This window comes from Sunxiuqinia sp. sy24 (assembly GCF_052677165.1).
On sequence record NZ_JBQYLH010000017.1, the window covers coordinates 88,575 to 113,778 of the forward strand.

Here is a 25,204-nt window from a genome sequence, read left to right on the forward strand (position 1 = left end):
TGCTGAAATCGTTGCTGACAAAGCTAAGGTCGTAGTTGGCTCCGGCTGTTAATGCACCCTGAGTGATCGTATACAAGTCAACATCTTCACCAGCTGTGCGGCTCAATTCACCCGAGAATCTGTCTCCACCCACCAAGGCAGGAGTATACGTGTAAGTGAATGCCGGGTCTGCTTCGCCATAGATTTTTGTTTGTCCGGCATTGGCAGCCACCGTGATGGCTTTTTGCGTGATGCTGAAATCGCTGCTAACAAAGCTGAGGTCGTAGTTCGAACCTGCTGTTAATGTACCCTGAGTGATCGCATACAAGTCGACATCTTCACCAGCTGTGCGGCTCAATTCACCCGAGAAGCTGTCACCAGCCACTAGGGCAGGAGCAACTGCGTAAGTGAATACCGGGTCTGCTTCGCCATAGATTTTTGTTTGCCCGGCATCAGCCATCACCGTAATGGCTTTTTGCGTAATACTGAAATCGTTGCTGACAAAGTTGAGGTCGTAGTTCGAACCTGCTGTCAATGTACCCTGAGTGATCGCATACAAGTCAACATCTTCACCAGCTGCGCGGGTTAGCTCACCTGAAAAGCTGTCGCCACCCACCAGAGCGGGAGCAACTGCGTATGTGAATACAGGGTCTGCTTCGCCGTAGATTTTTGTTTGTCCGGCATCGGCAGTCACTGTAATGGCTTTTTGTGTGATGCTGAAATCGTTGCTGACAAAGCTAAGGTCGTAGTTCGCTCCGGCTGTTAATGTACCCTGAGTGATGGCATACAAGTCAACATCTTCACCAGCTACGCGGGTTAGTTCACCCGAGAAGCTGTCACCAGCCACTAAGGCGGGAGTAACTGCGTAAGTAAATATCGGGTCCGCTTCGCCGTACACTTTTGTTTGTCCGGCATCGGCAGTCACCGTAATGGCTTTTTGTGTGATGCTGAAATCGTTGCTGACAAAGCTGAGATCGTAGTTCGAACCTGCTGTTAATGTACCCTGAGTGATCGCATACAAGTCAACATCTTCACCAGCTGCGCGGCTCAATTCACCCGAGAAGCTGTCACCAGCCACTAGGGCAGGAGCAACTGCGTAAGTGAATACCGGGTCTGCTTCGCCATAGATTTTTGTTTGCCCGGCATCAGCCGTCACCGTAATGGCTTTTTGCGTAATACTGAAATCGTTGCTGACAAAGTTGAGGTCGTAGTTCGAACCTGCTGTCAATGTACCCTGAGTGATCGCATACAAGTCAACATCTTCACCAGCTTCGCGGCTCAATTCACCCGAGAAGCTGTCACCACTTATCAAAGCGGGAGCAAACGTGTAAGTGAATACCGGGTCTGCTTCGCCGTACACTTTTGTTTGTCCGGCATCGGCAGTCACTGTAATGGCTTTTTGTGTGATGCTGAAATCGTTGCTGACAAAGTTGAGGTCGTAGTTCGAACCTGCTGTTAATGTACCCTGAGTGATCGCATACAAGTCAACATCTTCACCAGCCGCTCGGGTTAGCTCACCCGAGAAGCTGTCGCCACCCACCAAAGCGGGAGCAACTGCGTATGTGAATGTAGGATCTGCTTCGCCATACACTTTTGTTTGTCCGGCATCAGCAGTCACGGTCAGTGCCATTTGAGCAATGTCTAAGTGGCCGTCAACAAACGTGATGTTGTAGTTCAATGAGCTTAATCCTCCCGGGGTGATGACATAATTTTCTCCTACATTGGAATTCGTGGTAGCTGTGCCGTTGAAAGCAAGTGTTCCTTCCAAGTCGTTTTCGTCTTCACCTGTTATAAATCCGGAATAACTTACCGTAAACGGGCTGTAACCCGTTCCGTCGTATGTCTTTGTTTTATCATCAGCAGTTATGGTTAGTTCTTTTTGCGTGATGTCGGCAGTTAGCGTTGGCTGTATTAAAGTGTATTTGCCGGCATCAGCACCGCTGATGGTCATGGATGTGCCCACTGCGATATTCATTCCAGCCTCCGCCTGTGCAAATGTACCCGTTGTTATGTTACCCAAAGTAACATCGTCGCCTTCAGCTACTCCCGAAAGGGTTGCCCCGCTGATTACTGCATCGGTATTGCCATCGTAAACCTTGCTGGCTACCATGGCATTTAATACATTAAGTTCTTTTTTAGTGATGTCTAATTTTCCTTCAATGTAATAAATGGAATAATTCCAGGAACTCAATCCACCAGGGATAATGGTATAGTCTTCTCCAATATCTATTGCAGAAGTTGCTGTTCCGCTAAAGGTCGGTATACCTCCCAAATCATCTTCATCTTCGCCTGTTACAAAACCACTGTAGCTTACCGTGAAAGGACTAAATACAGCGCCGTCATATGCCTTGCTTTGATCATCTGCTGTTACGATTAATGATTTAGGATATATTTCCAACGTCCCGTTAACAAAAGTAATGTCGTAGTTCGAAGAGGTCAGTCCTCCGGGGGCAATCAAATACTCCTTTCCCACATCAATAGTAGTGGTAGCTGTACCGCTAAAGCTTAAGCTTCCACTTAGAACTGTTTCATCTTCTCCTGTTACAAAGCCTGAGTAACTTACCGTAAGCGGACTATAAACCTCGCCGTCGTATGTTTTTGTTTTATCATCGGCAGTTATCGTTAATGCCTTCTGTGTGATGTCAGCTGTTAGCGCAGGCTGCGTCAAGGTATAGTTTTCGGCATCGGTACCGCTGATGGTCATCGATGTGGTTACGGCTATATTCGTGCCTGCCTCAGCCTGTGCGAAGTTACCCGTTGCAGTGTTACCTAAAGTAACATCATCGCTTCCGAGTATCCCCGAAAGGGTTGCCCCGCTGATTACTGCATCGGTATTGCCATCGTAAACCTTGCTGGCTGCTACGGCATTTGTGACGGTTAATTCTTTTGGGGTAACAACCAAGGTTTGTTGAATGGGAGTGGCTGCGGCACGCGTCGCATCGCCGTCCTGACTTGCAGTAATGGTCGTGTTCCCCGCTTTCAAAATGATGGCGTTGTTTCCGTTTATGGAGACAATGGAAGGGTTGGCAGCGGTGTAGGTTACAGGCAAGCCTTTGTCGGTAGTGGCATCTCCCAAGGTGAAGTCTGCCTCACCATAGGTTTTGTCCGTTATTGCGTCGAATGTGATGGTTTGGCTGGCTTTCACAGTAACATTCACGGTGATTTCGGCGGTTGCTGTTTCATCGCTAATCTGTATGACAAAGGAGTCGGAGCCGCTATAGTCGGTTGTTGGGGTGTAGGTCAATCCGGTTGGTGTAACCGATGAGCCTGTACTCGTGCCCGTAGCGTTGAATCCACTGAGACTGCCATGAGTGGGAACTGTCGTTACAGACCATGTCAAGGGATCTCCTGTGTCGGTATCGGTGATGGCCAGCAAATCGTTGATTGATGTGGCTGCAGAGTTTTCGTCAACTGTTAATGTTGCAGAAGCACCGTTGTTAAAAATGGGAGTCCAACTAAAGTTTGATACAGTTAGAGTCCCTCGTCCGCAGCAATCGTCGCCAGTGAAAATGCGAAAGGCAAAGACATCTCCGGGAGCCACCGGAACTGTTGAACTTCCAATTGATGTTATGGAGGTTATAAGTGTTTCAGCACCATTGACAACATAGGAGAATTCTTCAAGGTTGTCAACGTCAAGATTGGTAAAATCCCAGTCAAAGGAGATGCTGTTGCCCGAATAGGATGCGGGAATAGTAATTGAATATTCATCATAAAGCCCATCTAATGCCATATCTCCAGCATCAGAATCATTTCCCTCGAAGACGATGGAAGAAGGCGCACCCAAGGTGTCAACGTTAGCATTAGAAGAAGTGCTAACTCTGTATAAAGTCCAGTTTGCGGGTGCAAAATCTCCGGAGAATTGCGCATTGACCAGTTTAACCGGCGCCAGCATTGATATCAAGATGAAAATAGGTAAAAGATGTTTCATAGACTATTTTGTTTTATTTTTAGTAAGTTTCTAAAGACAGGACAAAAGGCTTGTTTGTATTGATGAGAGTAGGATTCTATAATTATGTTGGATGAGTCTTTTTCTGTGAAACTAGGTAGACATTTTGTTTTGCTTCTTATTGTGATAAGCACTAAGCTGTGGACTTGAAGACTCTTAGAGCTGCTGTGGAGGTAGATTTTTTTCATATACGTTAAGTTTTTTTTAGATAGGAAGGAGTTGATTTATAATGCGATTAAGTAACGGTGAGTCGTAACATAGAACCTATAGGTTATTTAATTTTCATTGACTAAATAAATAATTAATATACAGCTAGAGATTTTAAAATTAGCAAAATTCAGCAAATTGAAAAGCGTTTTTTGGTAATATTGAGCGGATTAACGCAAACTATTTGCAAAGTTCAAGATATGGAAGGATTGATTTGGGGGTTATCAATACGAATTAAAGACAGGCCTCCTGAAGCTAAGAGATTTAGCTGTCAGGGCTCATTCCCTAAAATGGCGGGAGGTTCCGAAACCAAATTAAATTAGATCGAAATTAGCTACTAGATGAAGTCAGGTAAAAAAAAAGCTTCCACCTGCCTGTTCGGCATGGGAAGCTTCGTTTATGGTGTGTATGCTTATTTCAGATCATTTTTTTGCATTTGCGACTATGCTTAGCGTCCTCGAAAAACTCTGCCAAGAGCGAATTTGCCTCCTCCAAACACCAGAATGGTGATGAAAACGATCAGGTACAGCAAAGCCATTTCCTTGCGTTGAAATGAATCTGAAGCATGAATAATAAATGCGGCCACGCCCATGGTTGCAATCAAGGGGATGCTGGCTAACCGGGTTCCAATGCCCAGCATGATCAGGACGGAACACAGGAACTCAGCAAAAACAGTCAGGATCAGTGAAAGTGTTGGGCCTATTCCAAAAGGATCAGCAAACTGTGTATTGCCTTCAATTAATTTCAGAAACTTGGGGATGCCATGGGTCAGCATAAAGCCACCTGCAGCTACGCGAAAAATGAATAACCATAAATTGACTACCGCGTCGTTTGTCCGTGGACCGAGTAATTTTGCCATTGTTTGATTTTTAATTTCGAAAATAACTAAACTTCTAAAATCAACGCAGGATTCTTCCGATAAGTTTATGCTATGAACCAAAAAAATGATGCTTCTCGATGTTTTGCTAGCCTTTACCTTTGAGGATCAGAGGTGATGAGGTTGGTGGTGCCGAATATGAAATTTTAAGTTCATTTTCAGTATCACAATCTTTGGAACATGCTGAATAGATTCGATTATTTAGTTTGCTGTAAGTGGTATATGCACATTAAATGATGCTCCATCTGTTCTTGTGTTTACTTCTGTTATTGCTCCTGCACAGTATAAAACAGTTGGGTTGCCATTTTTATCAATCAATAGTTGCGGTCGCTCTAGCCGATTCATGCTTATGGTATCTCCAGATTGAAGAATCACTTCCTTTTTCATGAAGAAAGTACTCATTGGCTTGATCCATTCAATGCCGTCGCTAGATTCTAATAGTGCTAATCCCGGTTTATCTTCAGTAATTTTTCCTGTAAAATCTTTGAGAATGACATAGAATTTTTCATGCGTGTTATGATACCAAACATACGGATCTTCTCCGCTGGCAATGGTTCCGTCATCGTTCCGGATGTCAAACACAAAATGCTCCGTAGCAGTGAATGGACCCGTTGGTGAATCGGCAATAGCTATGCCATGAACTCCTCTCCACCCGGGATTATAAAAATTTCCTTTGAAGTATAGTAAGTACTTCCCATCGGAGGGGCGCTGAACTACCGACGGATTAACGACAATAATATTATCAGGTTTAGGGGCTGTTCCGTAAGGCGAAGGAGCAACAATATTATCTGGTTTCACTCTGGTGCGTGGTGATAGCAGCGGAGTATCTGATCGTTTAAAGTTGCCATTGACTAAATCGTCAAAACTATTGAACTCAATGACTCCAATGCATTGACTTTGCTGAACGCGGTTACGTTTATTAACTTTCTCTCCTTTAGAGCCTGTCGGTTGAAGACCCGGATCTTTGGCACTCACATAATATAAGTAGTACTTATTGTTGAATTTTCGGATATGTGGATTGTGAACCATTTGTGCATCCCATGCGGTTGAATCTCCCGCTAAGGCTCTTCCTTTCAGAACGATTTTTTGAAATTTAAAATCTCGGTTGGGATAGTCAGAAACAGCATAGGCTATCTTTGAATGCAATACCCAGGAGTCTGAAAACTTCGGAATAGAATCGCCACATTCCCAAGTAGCATAAAGCATATGGTATTTGTTGTCATCGCCTTTAATAACACTACCACCCCATACAAATCTATTGGAATCGTTCAACACCGATGGACCTGTAAGAATGTTGCCATCTATTTTTGCATGAATAGGCTCAGCTTTGATTTCTAAAATTGCTTTATTGTTTTGGGTGCAGCTTATCAATAGGCATGCGAAGCAGAAGTTCAAAATCAAAAGTTTCATAGTTTAATTTTTAGGTGTTTTTTTTCTTGTAATTAGCTGCAGTCTGTTTTATAATCCTGTGTTAACCTTGGTTTGCAAAGCTTAGCAAGTTCGTTAATCATTTTGACTGCAAAATAGTTAAAATTCGTTGTAATTAGTATTGTGCTTAATCTGAAAGGAGTGAGCTGCAAATAAAGTGAAGGAAGGTGTTCATCTCCAAGTTGGTCATATCGCCTGCGAGTTCAATTTTGCACTTAATGACCAGCCAACTCGAATACAAAATTAGTCCGAATCTATCGCGTCTCGATAAATGTCGGGATGAGTCAGGGAAAGAAGTAGAGATTGGAGAACAGCCATAACTCAAGCTCAGACAAATGCAAATACCATACTTTTGACCTCTGCTATCGTGAGTATCTGTTTGTCGCTTAGATCTGAAGGGAACATTTAAACCGTCTTACTTTCGTTATTTAATAACGTATTGGAGGATTTATTCTTCTAGTTTATTTGTGTTGGTGTGTTTAAACTGTGAAATTCTCGAAAAAAACGGTTATTTGCTTACAAATTAATTTTGTGTTTGCGGATTAATTTTTACATTTGCTCCATCAACAATTGAAAAAATGAAAATTCCGGCTATCATACTTAACGTCATTATTCTTCTCGTGGTCATTTCGCAAACGAAGTGAGGATGTCGTACGTTGGTATAACCGATAGCCATTCTCAATAGGGGGAATGGCTTTTTTCATTTATAAGACTTTTAGTTATGAGACATTTTACAGCAATTTATCTGGTCATTCTACTCGTCATTCTAGTGTTTTACTAAGAAAGGCCGGGGATTGTTGAACAAATAAAATTCGAAAGCCTTTCTCTTATGAGAAGGGCTTTTTTAAAAATATTAAAGAGGATTGAAATGCAGAAAAAATTAAGATCAGCCACAACTACCGAAGGACGAAAAATGGCAGGGGCCCGCAGCCTTTGGAGGGCTAACGGAGTGAAAGAGGAGCAATTTGGCAAACCCATGATCGCTATCGTCAACTCTTTTACCCAGTTTGTTCCGGGGCATGTTCATTTGCATCACATCGGTCAGGAAATAAAAGCATTGATTGAAAAGCGCGGATGCTTTGCCGCCGAATTCAATACCATTGCTATTGATGATGGTATTGCCATGGGCCACGACGGCATGCTTTACTCGTTGCCTTCGCGTGATGTAATAGCCGATAGCGTGGAATACATGTGCAACGGGCACAAGGTGGATGCGATGGTTTGCATTTCGAATTGCGATAAAATTACTCCCGGAATGATGATGGCTGCGATGCGTTTGAACATCCCGGCCATTTTTGTTTCTGGCGGCCCAATGGAAGCAGGGAAAATTGATGACAAAGCCTATGACCTGGTCGATGCCATGGTGATGGCTGCCGATGATTCGGTTTCGGATGAAACTATTTTGCGCGTGGAGCAGGAAGCATGTCCTACCTGTGGCTCTTGTTCGGGTATGTTTACAGCCAATTCGATGAACTGCCTGGCTGAAGCGCTGGGACTGGCTTTGCCAGGAAACGGAACCATTGTAGCGACACATGCTAACCGCAAAAAGCTATTTGCCGAGGCGGCCGACCGCATTGTTGACATTACCTACGATCATTATCAGAATGGCAATGAAAAAGTAGCGCCTCGTGGAATTGCTACCAAAGCCGTATTTGAAAATGCCATGAAACTGGATATTGCCATGGGCGGATCGACCAATACGGTTTTGCACATCCTGGCTATTGCACAGGAGGCTGGGGTTGATTTTACAATGGAAGATATTGACAAGCTTTCGCGGCACACACCTAACCTGTGCAAGGTGGCACCCAATTCAGACTATCATATTGAAGATGTGAACCGCGCAGGAGGAATCCTGGGTATTTTGGCTGAAATGAATCGGGGCGGATTGCTGGACACCTCCGTTTCGCGTGTCGATGGTCATACGCTAGCGGAAGCCATTGAGCAGTTTGACATCACCAAAGAAGGGGTGTCGGAAGTGGCTATCAAAAAATATAAATCAGCTCCGGCGGGTGTGCGCAACAATGTGATGGGCTCGCAGGAGAGTTATTACAAAGAGCTGGATACCGATCGTGCCGAAGGATGTATCCGAAATGTGGAGCACGCCTACAGTAAAGATGGCGGACTGGCTGTCTTGTATGGAAATATTGCCCGTAACGGCTGTATTATTAAAACGGCAGGCGTTGATCCTTCAGTTTATACATTTAAAGGAACTGCCCGGGTGTTTTATTCGCAGGATGATGCGGTAAACGGAATCCTGGGCGATGCTGTTCAGGCTGGCGATGTGGTGGTTATCCGGTACGAAGGTCCCAAAGGTGGGCCGGGCATGCAGGAAATGCTTTACCCCACTTCTTACATCAAATCGATGAAACTGGATAGGGCTTGCGCCTTGATTACCGATGGACGTTTTTCGGGAGGTACTTCCGGCTTGTCCATTGGTCATGTGTCGCCTGAGGCGGCTGCCGGCGGTGAAATTGCATTGATTGAGGATGGCGATTTGATTGAGATCAGCATTCCTGAGCGGAAAATCAACCTGCTGATTTCGGATGAAGAAATGACTAAACGAAAAGCGGCCGAAGAGGCCAAAGGCAAAGACGCCTATACGCCGGTAGGCCGGAACCGGGTGGTGAGCAAAGCGTTGAAAGCGTATGCCAGCATCGTGTCGTCGGCTGATAAAGGTGCAATTCGATTAATTGATTAAGTAACTAATAAAAACTCATTCATATGGCAACAAAGAGAATTAAAGGTTCGCAAGCCGTTATTCTGTCACTTTTAGAAGAAGGCGTTGATACCATTTTTGGCTACCCCGGTGGGGCCATTATGCCCATTTACGATGCCCTGTATGATTTCGACAAACAAGTTTCTCATATCCTGACCCGACACGAGCAGGGAGCGGTACATGCCGCAGAGGGTTATGCTAAAGTGACAGGTAAAGCAGGGGTTTGTTTTGCAACTTCAGGTCCTGGTGCGACTAACCTGATTACCGGGATCGCTGATGCCATGATTGATTCCATTCCGCTGGTCTGCATTACCGGGCAGGTAGCGTCTCCCTTACTGGGAACCGATGCTTTTCAGGAATCTGACGTCGTGGGTATCTCGATGCCAATCACCAAGTGGAACTACCAGATTACAGATGCAGCGGAAATTCCGGACGCCATTGCCAAGGCTTTCTATATTGCCCAGTCGGGAAGACCGGGGCCGGTTTTACTGGACATTGCCAAGGATGCGCAATTTCAGGAACTGGATTTCAGCTATAAAAAATGCACAAAAATACGATCGTATATTTCCAAGCGTGCTGTGGATCCGTTTAAAGTAAAAGCAGCAGCCTGGCTCATTGATCAGGCTAAAAAGCCGTTGTTGCTGTTTGGCCAAGGTGTAATTATTGCCCAGGCTGAAGAGGAGTTGCAGACCTTTGTTGAAAAAACAGGCATCCCGGCAGCCTGGACCTTGCTAGGACTGTCGGCTTTACCTACAGATCACCCATTAAACGTGGGAATGCTTGGTATGCATGGCAATTACGGGCCCAACATTAAAACCAACGAGGCTGACCTGATTATTGCCGTGGGTATGCGCTTTGACGACCGGGTAACTGGAAAAGTAAGCGCTTATGCCAAAGATGCGAAGATTATCCACCTGGAAGTTGATCCGGCAGAAATTGATAAAATTATCAAAACCGATGTGGCCGTATTGGGTAGCGCCAAAGAATCTTTAGCCATGCTGACCAACAATGTCAAGGAAAATAAACATGACGAGTGGCTTCAGGAATTCCGGGATTGCGACAAAATTGAGCAGGAGAAAGTAATTGATAAAGATATTTACCCGAACAAAGAAGGCCTGACCATGGGGGAGGCTGTTCGAATCACTTCAGAAAAAACAAACCATGATGCGGTGCTGGTAACCGATGTGGGCCAACAGCAAATGATTGCTTCCCGATATTTCAAGTTCTCGCAGTCGAAAAGCAATGTTACCTCCGGCGGATTGGGGACGATGGGTTATGGGATACCTGCTGCGGTGGGTGCGCAATTGGGAGCCAAAGATCGAACGGTGTGTTGCTTTGTGGGCGATGGCGGTTTCCAGATGACCTTGCAGGAGTTGGGAACAATCGTACAAAATAAGCTGCCGGTGAAAATCATCTTGCTGAATAACAACTTTCTGGGCATGGTGCGTCAGTGGCAGCAGCTGTTCTTTGAAAAACGCTACTCGTTTACTGAACTGCAAAATCCGGATTTCATCACCATCGCCAAAGGTTTTGGAATGACTGGACATAAAGTAACTAAGCGCGAAGAACTGGAAGAGGGCGTTCAGCGAATGGTTGACCATGATGGCCCGTATTTGTTAGAAGTTGTTGTTGAAAAAGAAGATAATGTGTTTCCTATGGTTCCTTCCGGAGCTTCCGTTTCTGACATTATCCTTGAAGCATAATCTAAAAAATTGAAACAATGAAACAGGAATTTATCATTACCATATATTCAGAAAACCACATTGGTTTGTTAAACCGGATTACCATCAATTTTACCAAGCGTAAAATGAATATCGAAAGTTTAACCGTTTCTGAATCTGCGATCAAAGGAATATCTAAATTTACCATCGTTGTTAAAGAAGAGGAAGACCGGGTAAAAAAAGTCGTTGGCCAGCTGGAAAAAGTGGTTGAGGTGTTAAAAGCCTTCTACCATACCAACGATGAAATGGTTTTTCAAGAGCTTGCGCTTTATAAAGTGCAGACGGATACGCTTTATGACAGCGATCAGGTGGAACGGATTGTTCGGAAATCGGGTGCCCGTATCCTGGAAATTACCCGAGAGTACACGGTGATTGAAAAAGCCGGTCATAAAGAAGAAACCCAGGAGCTGTTTGAAGCGTTGAACCAGTTTGGGGTACTTCAGTTTATTCGCTCGGGAAGGATTGCCATTACGCGCGACCCGATTGAGCGGCTTTCTGAATTTTTACGTGAGCGCGACACCTTGTTAAGTCAGGTTGATTAATGACTGAAGCATTGAAAATTATTTAAAAAATATATCCAAAAAAAATAAAATAAAAATGGCAAATTATTTCAACACACTTCCGTTGCGTTTGCAATTGGAACAGTTAGGAACTTGTGAGTTTATGGACCAGGCTGAATTTGCAGACGGCGTGAAAAAGCTGGATGGCAAAAAAGTAGTCATCGTTGGTTGTGGTGCTCAGGGCTTGAATCAAGGTTTAAATATGCGTGATTCAGGTCTGGACGTATCCTACACCCTGCGGGAGGCAGCCATCAACGAAAAGCGTCAGTCGTACAAAAATGCGGTGGAGAACAATTTCAAAGTAGGCACCTACGAAGAAATGTTGCCAGCAGCTGATTTGGTAATTAACCTGACGCCTGATAAGCAACACTCAAACGTTATTGAAGCGGTGATGCCGCTGATGAAAAAAGGGGCAACCCTTTCTTACTCTCATGGCTTCAATATTGTTGAGGAAGGCATGCAAATCCGTAAAGACCTTACCGTGGTTATGGTAGCGCCTAAATCGCCGGGTTCGGAAGTGCGTGAAGAATACAAACGTGGTTTTGGGGTGCCTACCCTGATTGCTGTTCACCCCGAAAATGATCCAAACGGAGATGGATTTGAAATTGCCAAAGCTTATGCAGTGGCTACCGGAGGACACAAAGCGGGTGTTTTGAAATCGTCTTTTGTTGCCGAAGTAAAATCGGACTTGATGGGTGAGCAAACTATTCTATGCGGTTTGTTGCAGACCGGTTCGATCTTGTCGTTCAACAAGATGATTGAAAAAGGCATCGAGCCAGCTTACGCGTCGAAACTGATTCAGTATGGATGGGAAGTGATTACCGAAGCCTTGAAGCACGGTGGAATCACGAACATGATGGATCGTTTGTCGAATCCGGCAAAAATCAAAGCCTTCGAATTGGCTGAGGAGCTGAAAAAAATTATGCGTCCCTTGTTCCAAAAGCATATGGATGATATCATGTCGGGTGAATTTTCGAAAACCATGATGGAAGACTGGGCCAATGATGATAAAAACCTGTTGACCTGGCGTGCTGCCACTGGCGAAACAGCTTTCGAAAAAACACCGGCTACCGATGAGGAAATCAGCGAGCAGGAATACTTCGACAATGGCGTTTTGTTGGTTGCCTTTGTGAAATCAGGCGTTGAGCTGGCTTTCGAAACGATGACTGAAGCCGGAATTAAAGACGAGTCGGCTTATTACGAGTCGTTGCACGAAACACCACTGATTGCGAACACCATTGCCCGCAAGAAGTTGTTCGAGATGAACCGGGTGATTTCAGATACGGCCGAGTATGGTTGCTATTTGTTCGATCATGCCTGCAAACCACTGCTGGCTGATTTTATGACGAAAATTGAAGCCGATGTGATTGGTGAAACATACGGGGAAGGCTATGACAATCATGTCGACAATAAGCGTTTGATTGAAGTGAATGCCGAAATTCGCTACCACGATGTGGAAATCATTGGCGAAGAATTGCGTGCGGCCATGGCTGCCATGAAAGCGATTCACTAGTTTATTCACAATTTTTCGGCAAACAAAAAGTGCCGGAAAAAGAAGAGATAGAAGCTCCATCCAGGTGATGGGGCTTTTTTTGTGCTGTTTATCCGGCTGGTTTTGCAGCTTGTCAGAATATTCTTTTAAATTCATCTTTTTTAGAGGTTCTTTGAACAAACCTTTAATGCCAGACTGATGAAAAAACTAATCGTACTTCTCCTTGTAACGTTCCTGTCATGTCAACTTTGGGCAGCTGATGAGCCCGATACGGTTGATGCTGATCTTCTGAAACGAATTGAAACCAAATTTCTGGTGGACTCTCTGCCGGTTCGTTATTATTCCAACATCCTGATTCGGCTGGAGGGACAACCAATTGCTGACGATTCGCTCATTGTGCAGCAACTGGTCGATACTTTAAACTCGGTTATTGATGTGTGGAAGGTGTACCTGATTTATGAAGGAACATCGAATCTGGTTATTCAGATGAATATGCCGGAGAACAAGGGGAAGGAAAACCAAATTGAACGGCGGGAGGTAGCACGTGAGATTGTTCAGAATAAGATTATTTTGAATATTGACGCAGACGCGGATTACCTGACACGCAAAAAGCAGTTGTACTATTACTTGATGCGTTCACTCGTGAAATTCACCGACAAGGCAGCGGAGTCGCCCAAAGTAAAGGGAAGTGTCTTTGATGAAGACTCGCCGGAGAAAATCACCTTTGCCTCGGTTGATTTGCCCGTCATCAAAAGTTTGTATGCAAAAGTGTATGATGATCGGTCGCGCAGGCCAAAGAAAAATTCACCTTTTCAATCGAAGAAAGTCAGTCCTCGAAACCGCTTTTTAGTGAGTTCAGCAGCCGGATTACTGGGCATGTTGCTGGCGATTATTTACCTGATAGCGATTGTGCAGACAGGGGTGATTAAGAACCATAACTATGATTTTGGGAAGTTTTTGTGGCAGGGCATGTTGGTGTTTTTTGCTTATGTGCTTCAGGTGGCTGTTGCTTCGTCCATCAAAGTGTATTTCTTAAATGTCAAGTTTGATTACCGTATTGTGCTGGGCAATACCATTGGTATTGCTGCCTTGGGGGTTATAAGCATCATTCTTATTTTTCTGACGGAGTTTGGCATTTTAAGAAAGCGAAAGGATGATTTATTGCTGAATACGCTGATTCCATTTTTAACCACTACTTTTATTCCGGCACTGCTCCCCATGGGACTAACGCTGATTATGCCTTCTTCAGTGAGAAATAAGGAAGCCATTTTTGGAGTGACAGTCACGACCATTTTGTTTTGCTCGCTTATTGGAGTGGCCCGTACTTTTTACATCTATATGAGTATGCAGTCGCGCCACTTGCTGCGCAAGAAAGATGTGCAGTTGGCGCAGTTGAGCGAATTGCACAAACAAGCCGAATTGCAATCATTGCAATCCAAAATTAATCCCCACTTTTTGTATAATTCGTTAAATTCGATCGCTAGCCTGGCAACCATCGATGGACAAAAAACTGAGCAGATGGCTTTGGCTTTGTCCGATTTCTTTAAGTATTCGTTGAACAAGGAGCAAAAGCAAACGGTGAGTTTGAAAGAAGAGATGGAGTCGGTTGAGACCTACTTAACCATTGAAAAGGTGCGTTTTGGCGAGCGGCTCAATTATGAAGTTCAGCTGCCGCAGGAACTCGAAGAAGCGCATATTCCCCAGTTTTTGATTCAGCCTTTGGTTGAAAATGCCGTGAAACATGGTTTGTCAAAATTAACTCAGAATGGTTTGATTCGAGTGGGGGTTGAACGAATGAATAAGCAGCTGAAGATTCTGGTTTTTGATAATGGTCCTGCATTTCCGGACGAGCCAATTGCCGGCTACGGATTGCAAAGCATTCAGGAGAAATTAAATTTGATTTATCAAAATAAGGCGTGGCTCAAGTGGGAAAACGCGCCGGAGAAACACATTCTTATTGTATTACCTTTTTCAGAATAAAAAAAACACATGTTGAACAATCACTATCGAACCCTGATTATTGATGATGAAAGTCCGGCGCGGCAACGGATGCAGCAGATCTTAAGCGAAATTCCGGAAATTAAGCTGGTGGGTGATGCAACAAATGGGCTGGAAGCAGTGCGTCTGATTGAGCAGCTGCAGCCTGATCTTATTTTTTTGGACATCCAGATGCCGGGACTCAATGGCTTTGAAGTGTTGCAGAAGATCAACTATTTTCCGACAGTTGTTTTCTGTACCGCCTACGATGATTATGCGTTGGAGGCTTTTGAAACCGCCGCTATCGATTACCTGGTGAAACCGGTAAAGGAGGTGCGAGTCAGGCGATCAATCGAAAAACTACAGTCCTTACAGCAGGATGTGAAGAAAGAGCAAGTGCTGAAATTGCTGTCCAACTATTCTTCGCCGGAAAAACGGAAAGCAGTTACCAGTATTCCTGTCAAGTTAGGTGACCGGATGTTGCTCGTCAAATTGACCGACATCAGCTATTTTATTTCCGAAGACAAGTATGTATCCATTGTGAAGAAGGATGGCAAAAAGTATCTCACCGACCACAGTTTGAAATTTCTGGAAGAGAAACTTCCCGATAACTTTATTCGCATTCATCGAAGTCTTTTGGTGAATACGACGTTGATTCATGAAATTGATAAGCACTCGGGCTGCCGGTATGTGGTTCGCTTGGATGACCTGGCTAAAACAAAACTGGTGAGTGGCCGAAACTACGGTGAGAAAATAAAAGCCTTGTTGGAACTTTAGACTTAAGGGGATAGGTCTTATTTTGAGCGTAATCTTTTATTTGAGCTTAATGAATAAACTGCGGGTTTCTTAAATCAAAATGAATTTATAGCGGGGTTGTTGAACAAGTAGACACTCGCATTGGTTATTTTTGTACTTTCAAACTGACTTAAATAATTCTTGTTACTAACAAAAAGAGAGTTTCGCTATGTATTCATGGTTTGTTGAACAAAGTCCTGTCATGCAGGCATTGCTTGCTACTTTATTTACCTGGTTTGTGACGGCGCTTGGGGCCGCCATGGTTTTTTTCTTTAAACGAATCAACCGGAAAGTATTGGATGGCATGCTGGGTTTTGCTGCGGGGGTAATGATTGCCGCCAGTTTTTGGTCACTGTTAAGTCCTGCCATTGAAATGGCAAGTGAAACCAGCGACAAACCGTGGATTCCGGCAGTGATTGGATTTCTGGGTGGTGGTGCTTTTTTATGGCTTGCTGACCAATTTCTTCCTCACTTACACCTTGGTTTTCCGAGAGAAGAAGCCGAAGGGGTGCCAACTTCATGGCGCAGAAGTGTGCTGTTGGTAATGGCTATTACCTTGCACAATATTCCTGAAGGCTTAGCCGTGGGCGTCGCTTTTGGTGCGGTGGCATCAGGCATTCCGGCAGCTTCATTGGCTGGGGCTATTGCCTTGGCAATTGGTATTGGTATCCAGAATTTCCCGGAAGGAGCTGCCGTGTCGGTTCCTCTGCGTCGGGAGGGGTTTTCACGTCGGAAAAGTTTTATGTACGGGCAGGCTTCCGGAATTGTTGAACCCATTGCTGGGGTAATTGGAGCCGCAGCTGTTGTGATGATGCGTCCGATTTTGCCTTATGCACTTTCGTTTGCTGCTGGCGCCATGATCTATGTTGTGGTGGAAGAATTGATCCCGGAGTCACAGCTGGAGAAAAACACCGATATTGCGACTATTGGTGCGATGCTGGGTTTTGCGGTGATGATGACCCTGGATGTGGCTTTAGGCTAGCGCATGAAGTTTTAAAATTTAAGTTCTAAGTCCCAAATTCCAAGTTTCAAGTTCAAAATTCCACAGCTGGTAGAGAGCAGTTGCTGGTATTTTTTTTTAAGATAGCTTTGAACTGCTTCAAAACTATCTTTTAAACATGTTTTTACCTGCTGGAAGTTTGCTGCTAAAAGCGTAATATTAGTCATTAAAACTGAATATTATGAGTAGCATTATTGAAGGGACTTACAAGCTTTTGGCGTTTGAGGTAGAAATGGGAAATGGCGAAATCGATTATCCTTTTGGGAAAGATGCCATTGGGTATGTCAACTACACGGGCTCTGGTCATTTTTCTGTTCAGTACATGCCCCGGCATCAACAGGCTGATGACTTGAAAGGAGTTTCGTATTTTGGCACCTATGAGTATAATCGGGAAAAGGACTACATTGTTCACCATGTTGAGGGCTCACTGTTTTCAAGCGAGGAAGGGCTGGATAAAATCATTCATGCCCGGGTACGCGGGAAAGGGTTGAAATTGACCTGCCCATCACAGTTAGGAGATGGCAAGGCCGAAGCTGAGGCTACCATTCACTTCGAAAAACAGGAGGTGTTGCCTCCGGTTACGGTTTTTTAATTTTTTCGGCGGAATGAAAAATTCAGTAGCCGATCAAATTGGAAGAGTAGGATCACAGCGATTGCAAATTGAACGAATAAGGTGATTTTGCGCAGTGGAATTCCATGAACCTGGTCGTTCAGGTTGACGGTCATGCTGGTAATGAGTAAGCCCAGAAAAAGGCCGACAAAGAAAAAGAGCCAGGCCAGATGCAAGTTGTTGTTAACCGATTTCTTTTGCTGCTGTTCCTGACGAATTTGATCCATCATTCGATCTTCAAAATCCTGGAAGGGCATTTTGGTATCCGAATGCTTCATGAGATTTTTGATCAATTTTTCTTCTTGTTGCATTTTGTCCATGTCAAACTGTTTTTAACTCGTTGCATAATAATCGGTTCACAACCGACAACATGTTTTTACGACCTCTGTGCAGAATCACCCGTACATTGGCTTCCGTCCAGCCGGTCTCATCGGCAATGGTTTTAGCCGATTGGTCTTCCAGGTAGAATAGCCGTAATACCAAACTTTCTTTTGGCTGAATTTGCTTTAAGGCTTCTTGAACCAATATCGTTTGCTCTTCAGGCGTCATTCCGTTGAGGTTGTTTTCAACGGAAGACAGTTCCGTTTCCTGAAGTTCATTTTGATAAAGGTGCTGTTTTTTTTCTTCGCGTAAGCGCTGGAAAGCTTCGTTGATAACGATGCGGTAAAACCAGGTTTTAAAACTGGAGCGCCCTTTAAACGATTTCAGTTTTTGGAACACCTTGATAAACGACTCCTGGACGACCTCCTCGGCCCAAAATTCATCTTTGACTACAGAGATGGCCACCGAAAAAGCCAGGTCTTTATAATTGCTTATAAAATACCTGAACCCTTCCGTGTCTCCGTTCAATACCTTTTTGATGTAAAGGTTGTCCATTCGTGACTTTTAGTTTTTGCTTGGTTTGTCGACGTAATGGGCAATAATCATTGAGATTCCCCCAAACAACATTAATGCGATGAAAATAGCAAAACCATCAGTTCTGTCAATCACTCGTTCAACTGTAGGAATGCTACTTAAAAAGACGATAAGAGTTCCTCCAAAGGCGACTCCTGTAATTAGTAGCCCAAGCTTCAACCAGGGGAACCGAAAGCGAAATTCACGTTTGGCGTAGATTTCACTAACATCTTTATCTCGCTCAATCAGCGCCATACGTTCTTTGCTGCGGGCTTGAAGGAAATAGTACCATCCAAAAAAAACGCTGGCAAAAAAACCCAGCCAAATTAGTGCTAACATCAAATCTTCCATATGTCTTTGTTTTTGTTTTGCCCCTTTGATGCAAGCTAATAAGAAATGTTACAGAAAAAATTGCTTCCATAGTAATTTTCTTGAGTAAGAAAGATTAGTGAACCTGCAGATGCACACCTCAAACTAAAATATTTAGTGATGAAACTATTCGATATAGTTTGAAAACTAAGAAATATAGTTATATTTGATGTAAGCATAAATAATCATGAAACATCTGACGAATAGAGAAGAAGAAATTATGGAGCTTTTTTGGGAAAAAGGTTCCTTGTTTGTGAAGGAAATTATTGAACTGTTGGTTGGTTCAAAGCCTCATTACAATACCATTTCAACCATCGTGCGGGGGCTCGAAGAAAAAGGTTTTGTCGACCATGAACAGTTTGGAAATACCTACCGGTATTTTGCTAAAATATCACGTGAGGAGTTCAGTAAGAATTCTATTAAAAATTTGGTGAGTAAGTATTTTAACACCTCTTACGCTTCGGTGGTCTCCATGTTTGTTGAAGAACAGAAAATTACAACCGAAGAAATTCAAGAGTTGATCCGTCAGGTTGAATCGCGTAAAAACACCGAAAATGAATAGCTTACTTTTGTTTCTGGTCAAATCGACCCTGAGTTTGAGTTTGCTGTATTTGACATTCCAGTTGTTAATGAGGCAGGAAACTTTCTTTAAGCTCACAAGGCTGGTGCTGTTGTTATTGATATTGGTTTCAGTAATAATTCCATTCTTAAATGCACCTCAATTGTCACAGTCTGTGGCACCCATAAAATTAGAACCCATTTTACAGAGCTATCCCGTTTTGGACGAAACTGTTCCAACGACTATTTCTGCCGAAGCAGTTCAGCCTTCCATAGGGGCATCCGAAACAGTTCAATCTAATGTTGTTTCGCTTAGATCTATTATTTTATTCGTTTATCTATCTGGTGTTTTCATTTCATTCCTAGTGTTGTTTTCCAGCATTATTTCGGTTTTTCAGCTCTTTCGGAAAGCCCGGAAAGTTTCGCTGGATGGAATTCGCTTGATGATTATTGCCGACGACATTCCTGCTTTTTCCTTTGGGCGTTACATCCTGATTTCTCAGTACGATTACGACACGAATTCGGAAGCTATTATTACACACGAGCGCTCTCACATTAGCCTGGGGCATTTTTACGATCTCATGTTGATGGAACTGGCAAAAATTATCTTTTGGTTTAACCCGTTGATTTACCGCTTGGCGCGTGACCTGAAGGAAATTCACGAATTTCAGGCGGACCACAACACCCTTCATTCAGGCATCGATGCAACTCAATATCAATTATTAATCATTCAAAAATGTGTCGGACATCAAAAGTTCGCACTTGCAAACAGTTTTAATCATTGTCAAATTAAAAATCGTATTACTATGATGAACAAACAAAAAACGAGTAAAGCGTGGCGTTGGAAGGTGGCGACCTTTCTTCCCCTGCTTGCCCTGTTGCTGATGGCTTTTGGCAAAACGGGCGTAAATGCACCGCCGGAACAAATTTTGCTTTCTCCAGAAGTTTTCTCCAATTCGACAGACTCGGTGAAGCAATGGACAGAGAAAGATTTTAATATCCTGAAACCAAAAGAACGTGAATCTCTTGTTTTGGGTGATGAAAAGTTTCTGGAAATTTCCATGGATGCTCAGTCTCACATAACGATTGGGAATGACGAACTCATGTTATCCGGTGTACCAGCCATTATCCGCAAGTGGAGGGATTATGATCTTGCCGATGATAAATCAATATTTGAAAAGATTAGCGTCAATGGGAATGAGAAAATGGCTTCAGTTTCGAAAATAATTATTCGAGGTGATGATGTTCCTTATTCATCCTTTAAAGAATTGGCCAACAGAATTGGAAATACAGTTCTCGAAATTAGAGGAAAATACTCGAAAAATATTTTCAAAGTATCTTATTCTAATTTATCGGATACACAACGAGATGAAATTGACAAGCTAATACCATTGAACGTTTACTTAGGTCAAATTAATGTGACAGAAGTAAAGCCAGCACCTGCTCAACGAAGATGAAATTGGGATTATAGAAAAAATTAACTTAATGGGTGAATTGAAGAAATTGATAAATGAAATCAATTCTAAAAAGAGGTTATAACAATTGATGCACATTCAACTTCAAGTAAGGAATTGTTAGGTGATATAAAAAGAGAATAGAAAAATAAGCTATCAGATTATTTGGTCAAGTCTTTAGTGATAAAAAAAAGCCGCCGGCTTTGGTGCGTCTCCATTGCCGGCAGCTTTAATCATTGTCAAATGTTGTATTACTACAACATGCCAAAGTTAGGAATTGTAAACCGCTGTCAAGCACTTTTTCCCAAAAAAGGAAAAGTGATTTGAATTTCTCAAATTAAGACCGAACAATCTTTTTATTAAGAATCGTAAAATAAATGGCCGTTCTGTTTTCATTTTAAAATTAATTTGTGATATTTGCAGGAAATCATTGAAAAAATGACACGAAATCATTCCATTTCTATTCTCTATATTCTACTCGGTATTCTACTTTGGATACGGTAATGAGAATGGTATGGAGTAACTAAATTTACAATAAGCATACATAAAGCCATTCTCACACGAGAATGGCTTTTTTCATTTTCAGCAAATAATAACGAATAAAAAATAAATTGCATCATGAGCGACAGATTGTACATTTTTGACACTACATTGAGAGACGGAGAGCAGGTTCCCGGGTGTCAGTTAAACACGGTTGAGAAGATTGAAGTAGCCAGAGCTTTGGAGGAATTAGGAGTCGATGTGATCGAAGCTGGTTTCCCTGTTTCAAGCCCGGGAGACTTTAAGTCGGTGGTCGAAATTTCAAAAGCGGTAACCTGGCCAACCATTTGCGCCCTTACCCGCGCAGTAGAGAAAGATATCGATGTTGCAGCCGAAGCTTTGAAATATGCCAAGAAAGGGCGTATTCATACCGGGATTGGAACATCTCCTTACCACATTTATAACAAGCTCAATTCTACTCCTGAAGAGATTTTGGAACGTGCTGTTGCTGCTGTAAAATATGCTAAAAAGTATGTCGAAGATGTTGAGTTTTATGCCGAGGATGCTGGTCGCTCCGATAACGAATACCTGGCGCGGGTAATTGAAGCGGTTATTAAAGCAGGGGCTACTGTGGTCAATATTCCGGATACGACCGGTTACACGCTGCCTTATGAGTTTGGCGAAAAAATAAAATATTTGGTGGATAATGTTCGCGGAATTGAAAATGCGATTATCTCAACGCACTGTCACAACGACCTGGGTATGGCCACAGCCAATACCATTGCCGGAATTATGAATGGTGCACGTCAAGCGGAAGTTACCATCAATGGAATTGGGGAACGTGCCGGAAATACCTCGCTGGAAGAAGTGGTGATGACCTTGAAAAGCCGTTACCAGGTGTTGAATATAGATACCAATATCAACACGAAGAACATTTACAAAACCAGTCGATTGGTGTCGAACCTGATGAACATGCCGGTGCAACCCAACAAAGCCATTGTCGGGCGTAATGCCTTTGCGCATTCATCCGGTATTCACCAGGATGGCGTGTTGAAAAACCGCGAGAACTATGAGATTATCGATCCGGCTGATGTTGGTATCAACGAATCCTCCATTGTTTTGACAGCCCGTAGTGGACGGGCCGCTTTGAAGCACCGTTTGGAAGTAATGGGCTTTGAGCTGACTAAGGAGAAACTGGAAGAAGTGTACGAGAAATTCCTGGAATTGGCCGATAAGAAAAAAGATATTCGCGATGACGATGTGGCTTTGTTGGTTGGTGATGCAGAGCAAAAAGAACGTCGTGTAAAACTGGATTTCCTGCAGGTTATTAGTGGTAAATCATTGCAGCCAATGGCTTCGGTACGAATTGATATTGCCGGTGAAAAGTTTGACGCAACTGCTTCTGGTAATGGACCGGTTGATGCAGCCATTAATGCGGTTAAACAAATCATTCGCCGTCAGGTTACTTTAGAGGAGTTCTTAATTCAGGCCATTACCAAAGGAAGCGATGATGTTGGCAAGGTTCATATGGAACTGGATTTTGAAGGTGTGAAGTATTTTGGCTTTGGAGCGCATACCGATATCATTACGGCTTCGGTGGAAGCCTTCCTGGATGCGGTCAATAAAATCCACGTAAAGTAGTTAGTGTAAAATTTTAAAAGAAGAATAAATTGGAAGCAAAAACTTTATTTGATAAAATCTGGGATGCACACGTTGTAAAAAAGGTAGAAGCAGGCCCAAGTGTATTGTATATCGATCGTCACTTTATTCATGAAGTGACGAGCCCGGTTGCTTTTTTGGGCTTGAAAAATCGGGGGCTGAAAGTGTTTCGTCCCGATCAAACAACAGCAACGCCTGACCATAATGTGCCAACGATGGATCAGGAGTTGAGCATCAAAGATGAATTGTCGCGCCACCAGGTAGAAATGCTGAAGAAAAATTGTGATGAGCATGGAATCACATACCATGGCTTAGGAAGCGAAGGACATGGGGTTGTGCACATCATTGGGCCGGAGATGGGCTTGACCCAGCCGGGAATGACCATTGTTTGTGGCGATAGCCACACGTCAACACACGGAGCTTTTGGTGCCATTGCATTTGGTATCGGAACCAGCGAAGTGGAAATGGTGCTGGCCAGCCAATGTATCATGCAGCCCAAACCCAAGAAAATGCGCATTACGGTAGATGGTGAATTGGGTAAAGGAGTCACTTCAAAGGATATTGCCCTTTACATCATTTCAAAAATTTCTACCAGTGGAGGAACAGGACACTTCATCGAATATGCCGGATCGGCCATTACCAGCCTGAGTATGGAAGCCCGGATGACTTTGTGTAACCTGAGTATTGAAAGTGGCGCGCGCGGCGGGATGATTGCTCCCGATGATACCACTATTAATTACATCAAAGGCCGCCAGTTTGCCCCTAAAGGAGCCGATTGGGACAAAGCCGTTGAACATTGGAAATCCTTGAAGTCGGACGAAGGCGCTCAATTCGATACCGAATATCATTTTGATGCGGCTGATATCGAGCCCATGATTACCTACGGAACCAACCCTGGAATGGGAATTGGCGTATCGCACAACATACCATTAGGAGAGGAGCTGCAGGGAACCGATCGGACAACTTTCCTGAAATCATTGAAATACATGGATTATCAACCTGGGGAGCCGATGAGAGGTAAAAAGGTGGATTATGTGTTTTTGGGAAGTTGTACCAATGGACGGATTGAGGATTTCCGTGCTTTTGCCCAGTTTGTAAGAGGGAAGCAAAAAGCAGATGATATTAATGTTTGGCTGGTTCCCGGATCGAAAGCTGTTGAAAAACAAATCATCGCTGAAGGGTTGGATCAAATTTTTGCTGAAGCAGGAATGGCACTTCGTCAACCGGGATGTTCAGCCTGCCTGGCGATGAACGATGATAAAATTCCAGAAGGCAAATACGCGGTCTCTACTTCGAACCGAAATTTTGAAGGTCGCCAGGGACCGGGAGCCCGCACTTTGCTGGCCAGCCCACTAACGGCTGCTGCTGTTGCGGTAACAGGGGTAATAACTGATCCGCGCGAACTGATGTAGATTCGGAGGATTGGAATGTTGGAGTCTTGAAGATTAGAATATCTGAAGCAATTAAAAAGATCCTATGACAACAAGTGAGTTAGCAGCTTTTAAAGAAAAGATGAAACTTCGCACAAAGAGATTTGCTCATGATTGTGTTAAACTCTCATTGAAGTTTCCTGAGAACTTGCTTGCTAGTCATATTTCTAAACAATTGATTCGGTGTTCTACTTCTGTAGCTGCCAATTATAGGGCATCATGTGTTGCCCAAACAATTCCTTCTGTAATTTCAAAAATAAGTATTGCAATTGAAGAAGCAGACGAAAGTGAATTCTGGATTGAATTTGCCTTGGATGAGAACTTAATAGCTCAGCAACAGGCCCAGATTTAATGAAAGAAGCCCATGAGTTGACCTCAATCTTGATCAAATCACGTCAGACGCTTCAATAAAAGAAATCGAATGTAAAATCATTCTAATATTCTGAAAATCAAATATTCAAAAAAAATGGCATACGATAAATTTGTAACATTAACTTCTTCGGCAGTGCCACTGCCTGTGGAGAATGTGGATACGGATCAGATTATCCCCGCACGGTTTTTAAAGGCCGTGGAGCGAAAAGGGTTTGGCGATAACTTGTTTCGCGACTGGCGTTACGATAAAGCCAATCAGCCAATTGCTGACTTTCCGCTAAATGATTCAAAATACAGCGGCAAAATACTCGTTGGTGGCAAAAACTTCGGAAGTGGTTCCAGCCGCGAACATGCTGCCTGGGCACTTTACGACTATGGCTTTCGGGTAGTGGTATCCAGCTTTTTTGCTGATATCTTTAAAGGTAATTCCCTGAATAACGGGCTGCTTCCTGTTATGGTAACACCGGCATTCCTCGAGAAAATATTTGTCACAATAGAGAAGGATGCTTCTACTGAATTAGAGGTTGATCTGGAAAATCAAAAGATCACCTTGCTGGCAACAGGCGAATCTGAGGAGTTTGAAATCAACTCGTATAAAAAGCATTGCCTGCAAAATGGATTAGATGATATTGATTTCCTCGTAGATATGAAGGAACAGATTGAGGCTTTTGAAAAATAAA

The 25,204-nt window shown here is 43.4% G+C and carries 21 protein-coding genes; 14 read left to right on the top strand and 7 right to left on the bottom strand.

Annotated elements, in window-relative coordinates; translation table 11 throughout:
* From ACUNWA_RS14905 to ACUNWA_RS14915, 3 genes are all read right to left on the bottom strand, one after another.
* Positions 1-3,907: MBG domain-containing protein (locus ACUNWA_RS14905; protein ID WP_445592718.1), on the bottom strand; the 3,907-nt coding region annotated here is incomplete at its 3' end.
* 673 nt (positions 3,908-4,580) lie between these two features.
* A complete protein-coding gene (locus ACUNWA_RS14910) occupies positions 4,581-4,991 on the bottom strand; it encodes a DoxX family protein (protein WP_445592719.1) in 411 nt (136 codons plus the stop codon).
* A gap of 219 nt (positions 4,992-5,210) precedes the next feature.
* Entirely contained in the window at positions 5,211-6,419 is a 1,209-nt protein-coding gene (locus ACUNWA_RS14915) for a glycoside hydrolase family protein (RefSeq protein WP_445592720.1), read from the bottom strand.
* Positions 6,420-7,305: 886 nt separating this feature from the next.
* Between ACUNWA_RS14915 and ilvD the strand changes: the two genes are divergently transcribed.
* From ilvD to ACUNWA_RS14950, 7 genes are all read left to right on the top strand, one after another.
* On the top strand, positions 7,306-9,135 hold the full coding sequence (gene ilvD / locus ACUNWA_RS14920) for a dihydroxy-acid dehydratase (RefSeq protein ID WP_445592721.1): 1,830 nt from the start codon (positions 7,306-7,308) through the stop codon (positions 9,133-9,135).
* Positions 9,136-9,158: 23 nt separating this feature from the next.
* On the top strand, positions 9,159-10,856 hold the full coding sequence (gene ilvB / locus ACUNWA_RS14925; RefSeq protein ID WP_445592722.1) for a biosynthetic-type acetolactate synthase large subunit: 1,698 nt from the start codon (positions 9,159-9,161) through the stop codon (positions 10,854-10,856).
* Positions 10,857-10,873: 17 nt separating this feature from the next.
* Complete coding sequence (gene ilvN / locus ACUNWA_RS14930) at positions 10,874-11,416, top strand: acetolactate synthase small subunit (protein ID WP_445592723.1); 543 nt, start codon at positions 10,874-10,876, stop codon at positions 11,414-11,416.
* Between the two features lie 55 nt (positions 11,417-11,471).
* Entirely contained in the window at positions 11,472-12,947 is a 1,476-nt protein-coding gene (gene ilvC, locus ACUNWA_RS14935; protein WP_445592724.1) for a ketol-acid reductoisomerase, read from the top strand.
* 177 nt (positions 12,948-13,124) lie between these two features.
* Positions 13,125-14,906: a sensor histidine kinase gene (locus ACUNWA_RS14940; RefSeq protein ID WP_445592725.1), complete on the top strand. Its 1,782-nt coding sequence runs from the start codon at positions 13,125-13,127 to the stop codon at positions 14,904-14,906.
* A 9-nt stretch (positions 14,907-14,915) separates the two neighbouring features.
* Entirely contained in the window at positions 14,916-15,680 is a 765-nt protein-coding gene (locus ACUNWA_RS14945; RefSeq protein ID WP_445592726.1) for a LytR/AlgR family response regulator transcription factor, read from the top strand.
* A 187-nt stretch (positions 15,681-15,867) separates the two neighbouring features.
* Complete coding sequence (locus tag ACUNWA_RS14950; protein ID WP_445592727.1) at positions 15,868-16,680, top strand: ZIP family metal transporter; 813 nt, start codon at positions 15,868-15,870, stop codon at positions 16,678-16,680.
* An 11-nt stretch (positions 16,681-16,691) separates the two neighbouring features.
* Here the strand turns inward: ACUNWA_RS14950 and ACUNWA_RS14955 are convergent, their stop codons facing one another.
* Positions 16,692-16,865, bottom strand: a complete 174-nt coding sequence (locus tag ACUNWA_RS14955) for a hypothetical protein (protein ID WP_445592728.1) — start codon at positions 16,863-16,865, stop codon at positions 16,692-16,694.
* Between the two features lie 14 nt (positions 16,866-16,879).
* Between ACUNWA_RS14955 and ACUNWA_RS14960 the strand changes: the two genes are divergently transcribed.
* On the top strand, positions 16,880-17,290 hold the full coding sequence (locus ACUNWA_RS14960) for a lipocalin-like domain-containing protein (RefSeq protein WP_445592729.1): 411 nt from the start codon (positions 16,880-16,882) through the stop codon (positions 17,288-17,290).
* Here ACUNWA_RS14960 and ACUNWA_RS14965 read toward each other — a convergent pair.
* From ACUNWA_RS14965 to ACUNWA_RS14975, 3 genes are read right to left on the bottom strand one after another with little or no spacing between them, the layout of a single operon-like run.
* The gene (locus ACUNWA_RS14965) at positions 17,287-17,628 is read right to left on the bottom strand and encodes a hypothetical protein (RefSeq protein ID WP_445592730.1); all 342 of its coding nucleotides are present in this window, start codon (positions 17,626-17,628) and stop codon (positions 17,287-17,289) included. The genes ACUNWA_RS14960 and ACUNWA_RS14965 overlap by 4 nt on opposite strands.
* A gap of 1 nt (position 17,629) precedes the next feature.
* Positions 17,630-18,184, bottom strand: coding sequence for an RNA polymerase sigma factor (locus tag ACUNWA_RS14970; RefSeq protein ID WP_445592731.1), 555 nt, complete (start codon positions 18,182-18,184; stop codon positions 17,630-17,632).
* Between the two features lie 9 nt (positions 18,185-18,193).
* Complete coding sequence (locus tag ACUNWA_RS14975; protein WP_445592732.1) at positions 18,194-18,553, bottom strand: DUF6249 domain-containing protein; 360 nt, start codon at positions 18,551-18,553, stop codon at positions 18,194-18,196.
* Positions 18,554-18,758: 205 nt separating this feature from the next.
* On the opposite strand from ACUNWA_RS14975, the gene ACUNWA_RS14980 reads away from it, so the two are divergent.
* The 6 genes from ACUNWA_RS14980 (at position 18,759) to leuD (ending at position 25,203) form a co-directional block, all read left to right on the top strand.
* Complete coding sequence (locus tag ACUNWA_RS14980; RefSeq protein ID WP_445592733.1) at positions 18,759-19,133, top strand: BlaI/MecI/CopY family transcriptional regulator; 375 nt, start codon at positions 18,759-18,761, stop codon at positions 19,131-19,133.
* A 439-nt stretch (positions 19,134-19,572) separates the two neighbouring features.
* Positions 19,573-20,586, top strand: coding sequence for a M56 family metallopeptidase (locus tag ACUNWA_RS14985; RefSeq protein WP_445592750.1), 1,014 nt, complete (start codon positions 19,573-19,575; stop codon positions 20,584-20,586).
* A gap of 615 nt (positions 20,587-21,201) precedes the next feature.
* The gene (locus tag ACUNWA_RS14990) at positions 21,202-22,704 is read left to right on the top strand and encodes a 2-isopropylmalate synthase (protein ID WP_445592734.1); all 1,503 of its coding nucleotides are present in this window, start codon (positions 21,202-21,204) and stop codon (positions 22,702-22,704) included.
* Between the two features lie 29 nt (positions 22,705-22,733).
* Entirely contained in the window at positions 22,734-24,134 is a 1,401-nt protein-coding gene (gene leuC, locus ACUNWA_RS14995) for a 3-isopropylmalate dehydratase large subunit (RefSeq protein WP_445592735.1), read from the top strand.
* Between the two features lie 64 nt (positions 24,135-24,198).
* On the top strand, positions 24,199-24,504 hold the full coding sequence (locus tag ACUNWA_RS15000; RefSeq protein WP_445592736.1) for a four helix bundle protein: 306 nt from the start codon (positions 24,199-24,201) through the stop codon (positions 24,502-24,504).
* Between the two features lie 114 nt (positions 24,505-24,618).
* Positions 24,619-25,203 (top strand): 3-isopropylmalate dehydratase small subunit, encoded by a 585-nt coding sequence (gene leuD / locus ACUNWA_RS15005; RefSeq protein WP_445592737.1) that lies wholly within the window; start codon positions 24,619-24,621, stop codon positions 25,201-25,203.
* Position 25,204 lies beyond the last annotated feature (1 nt).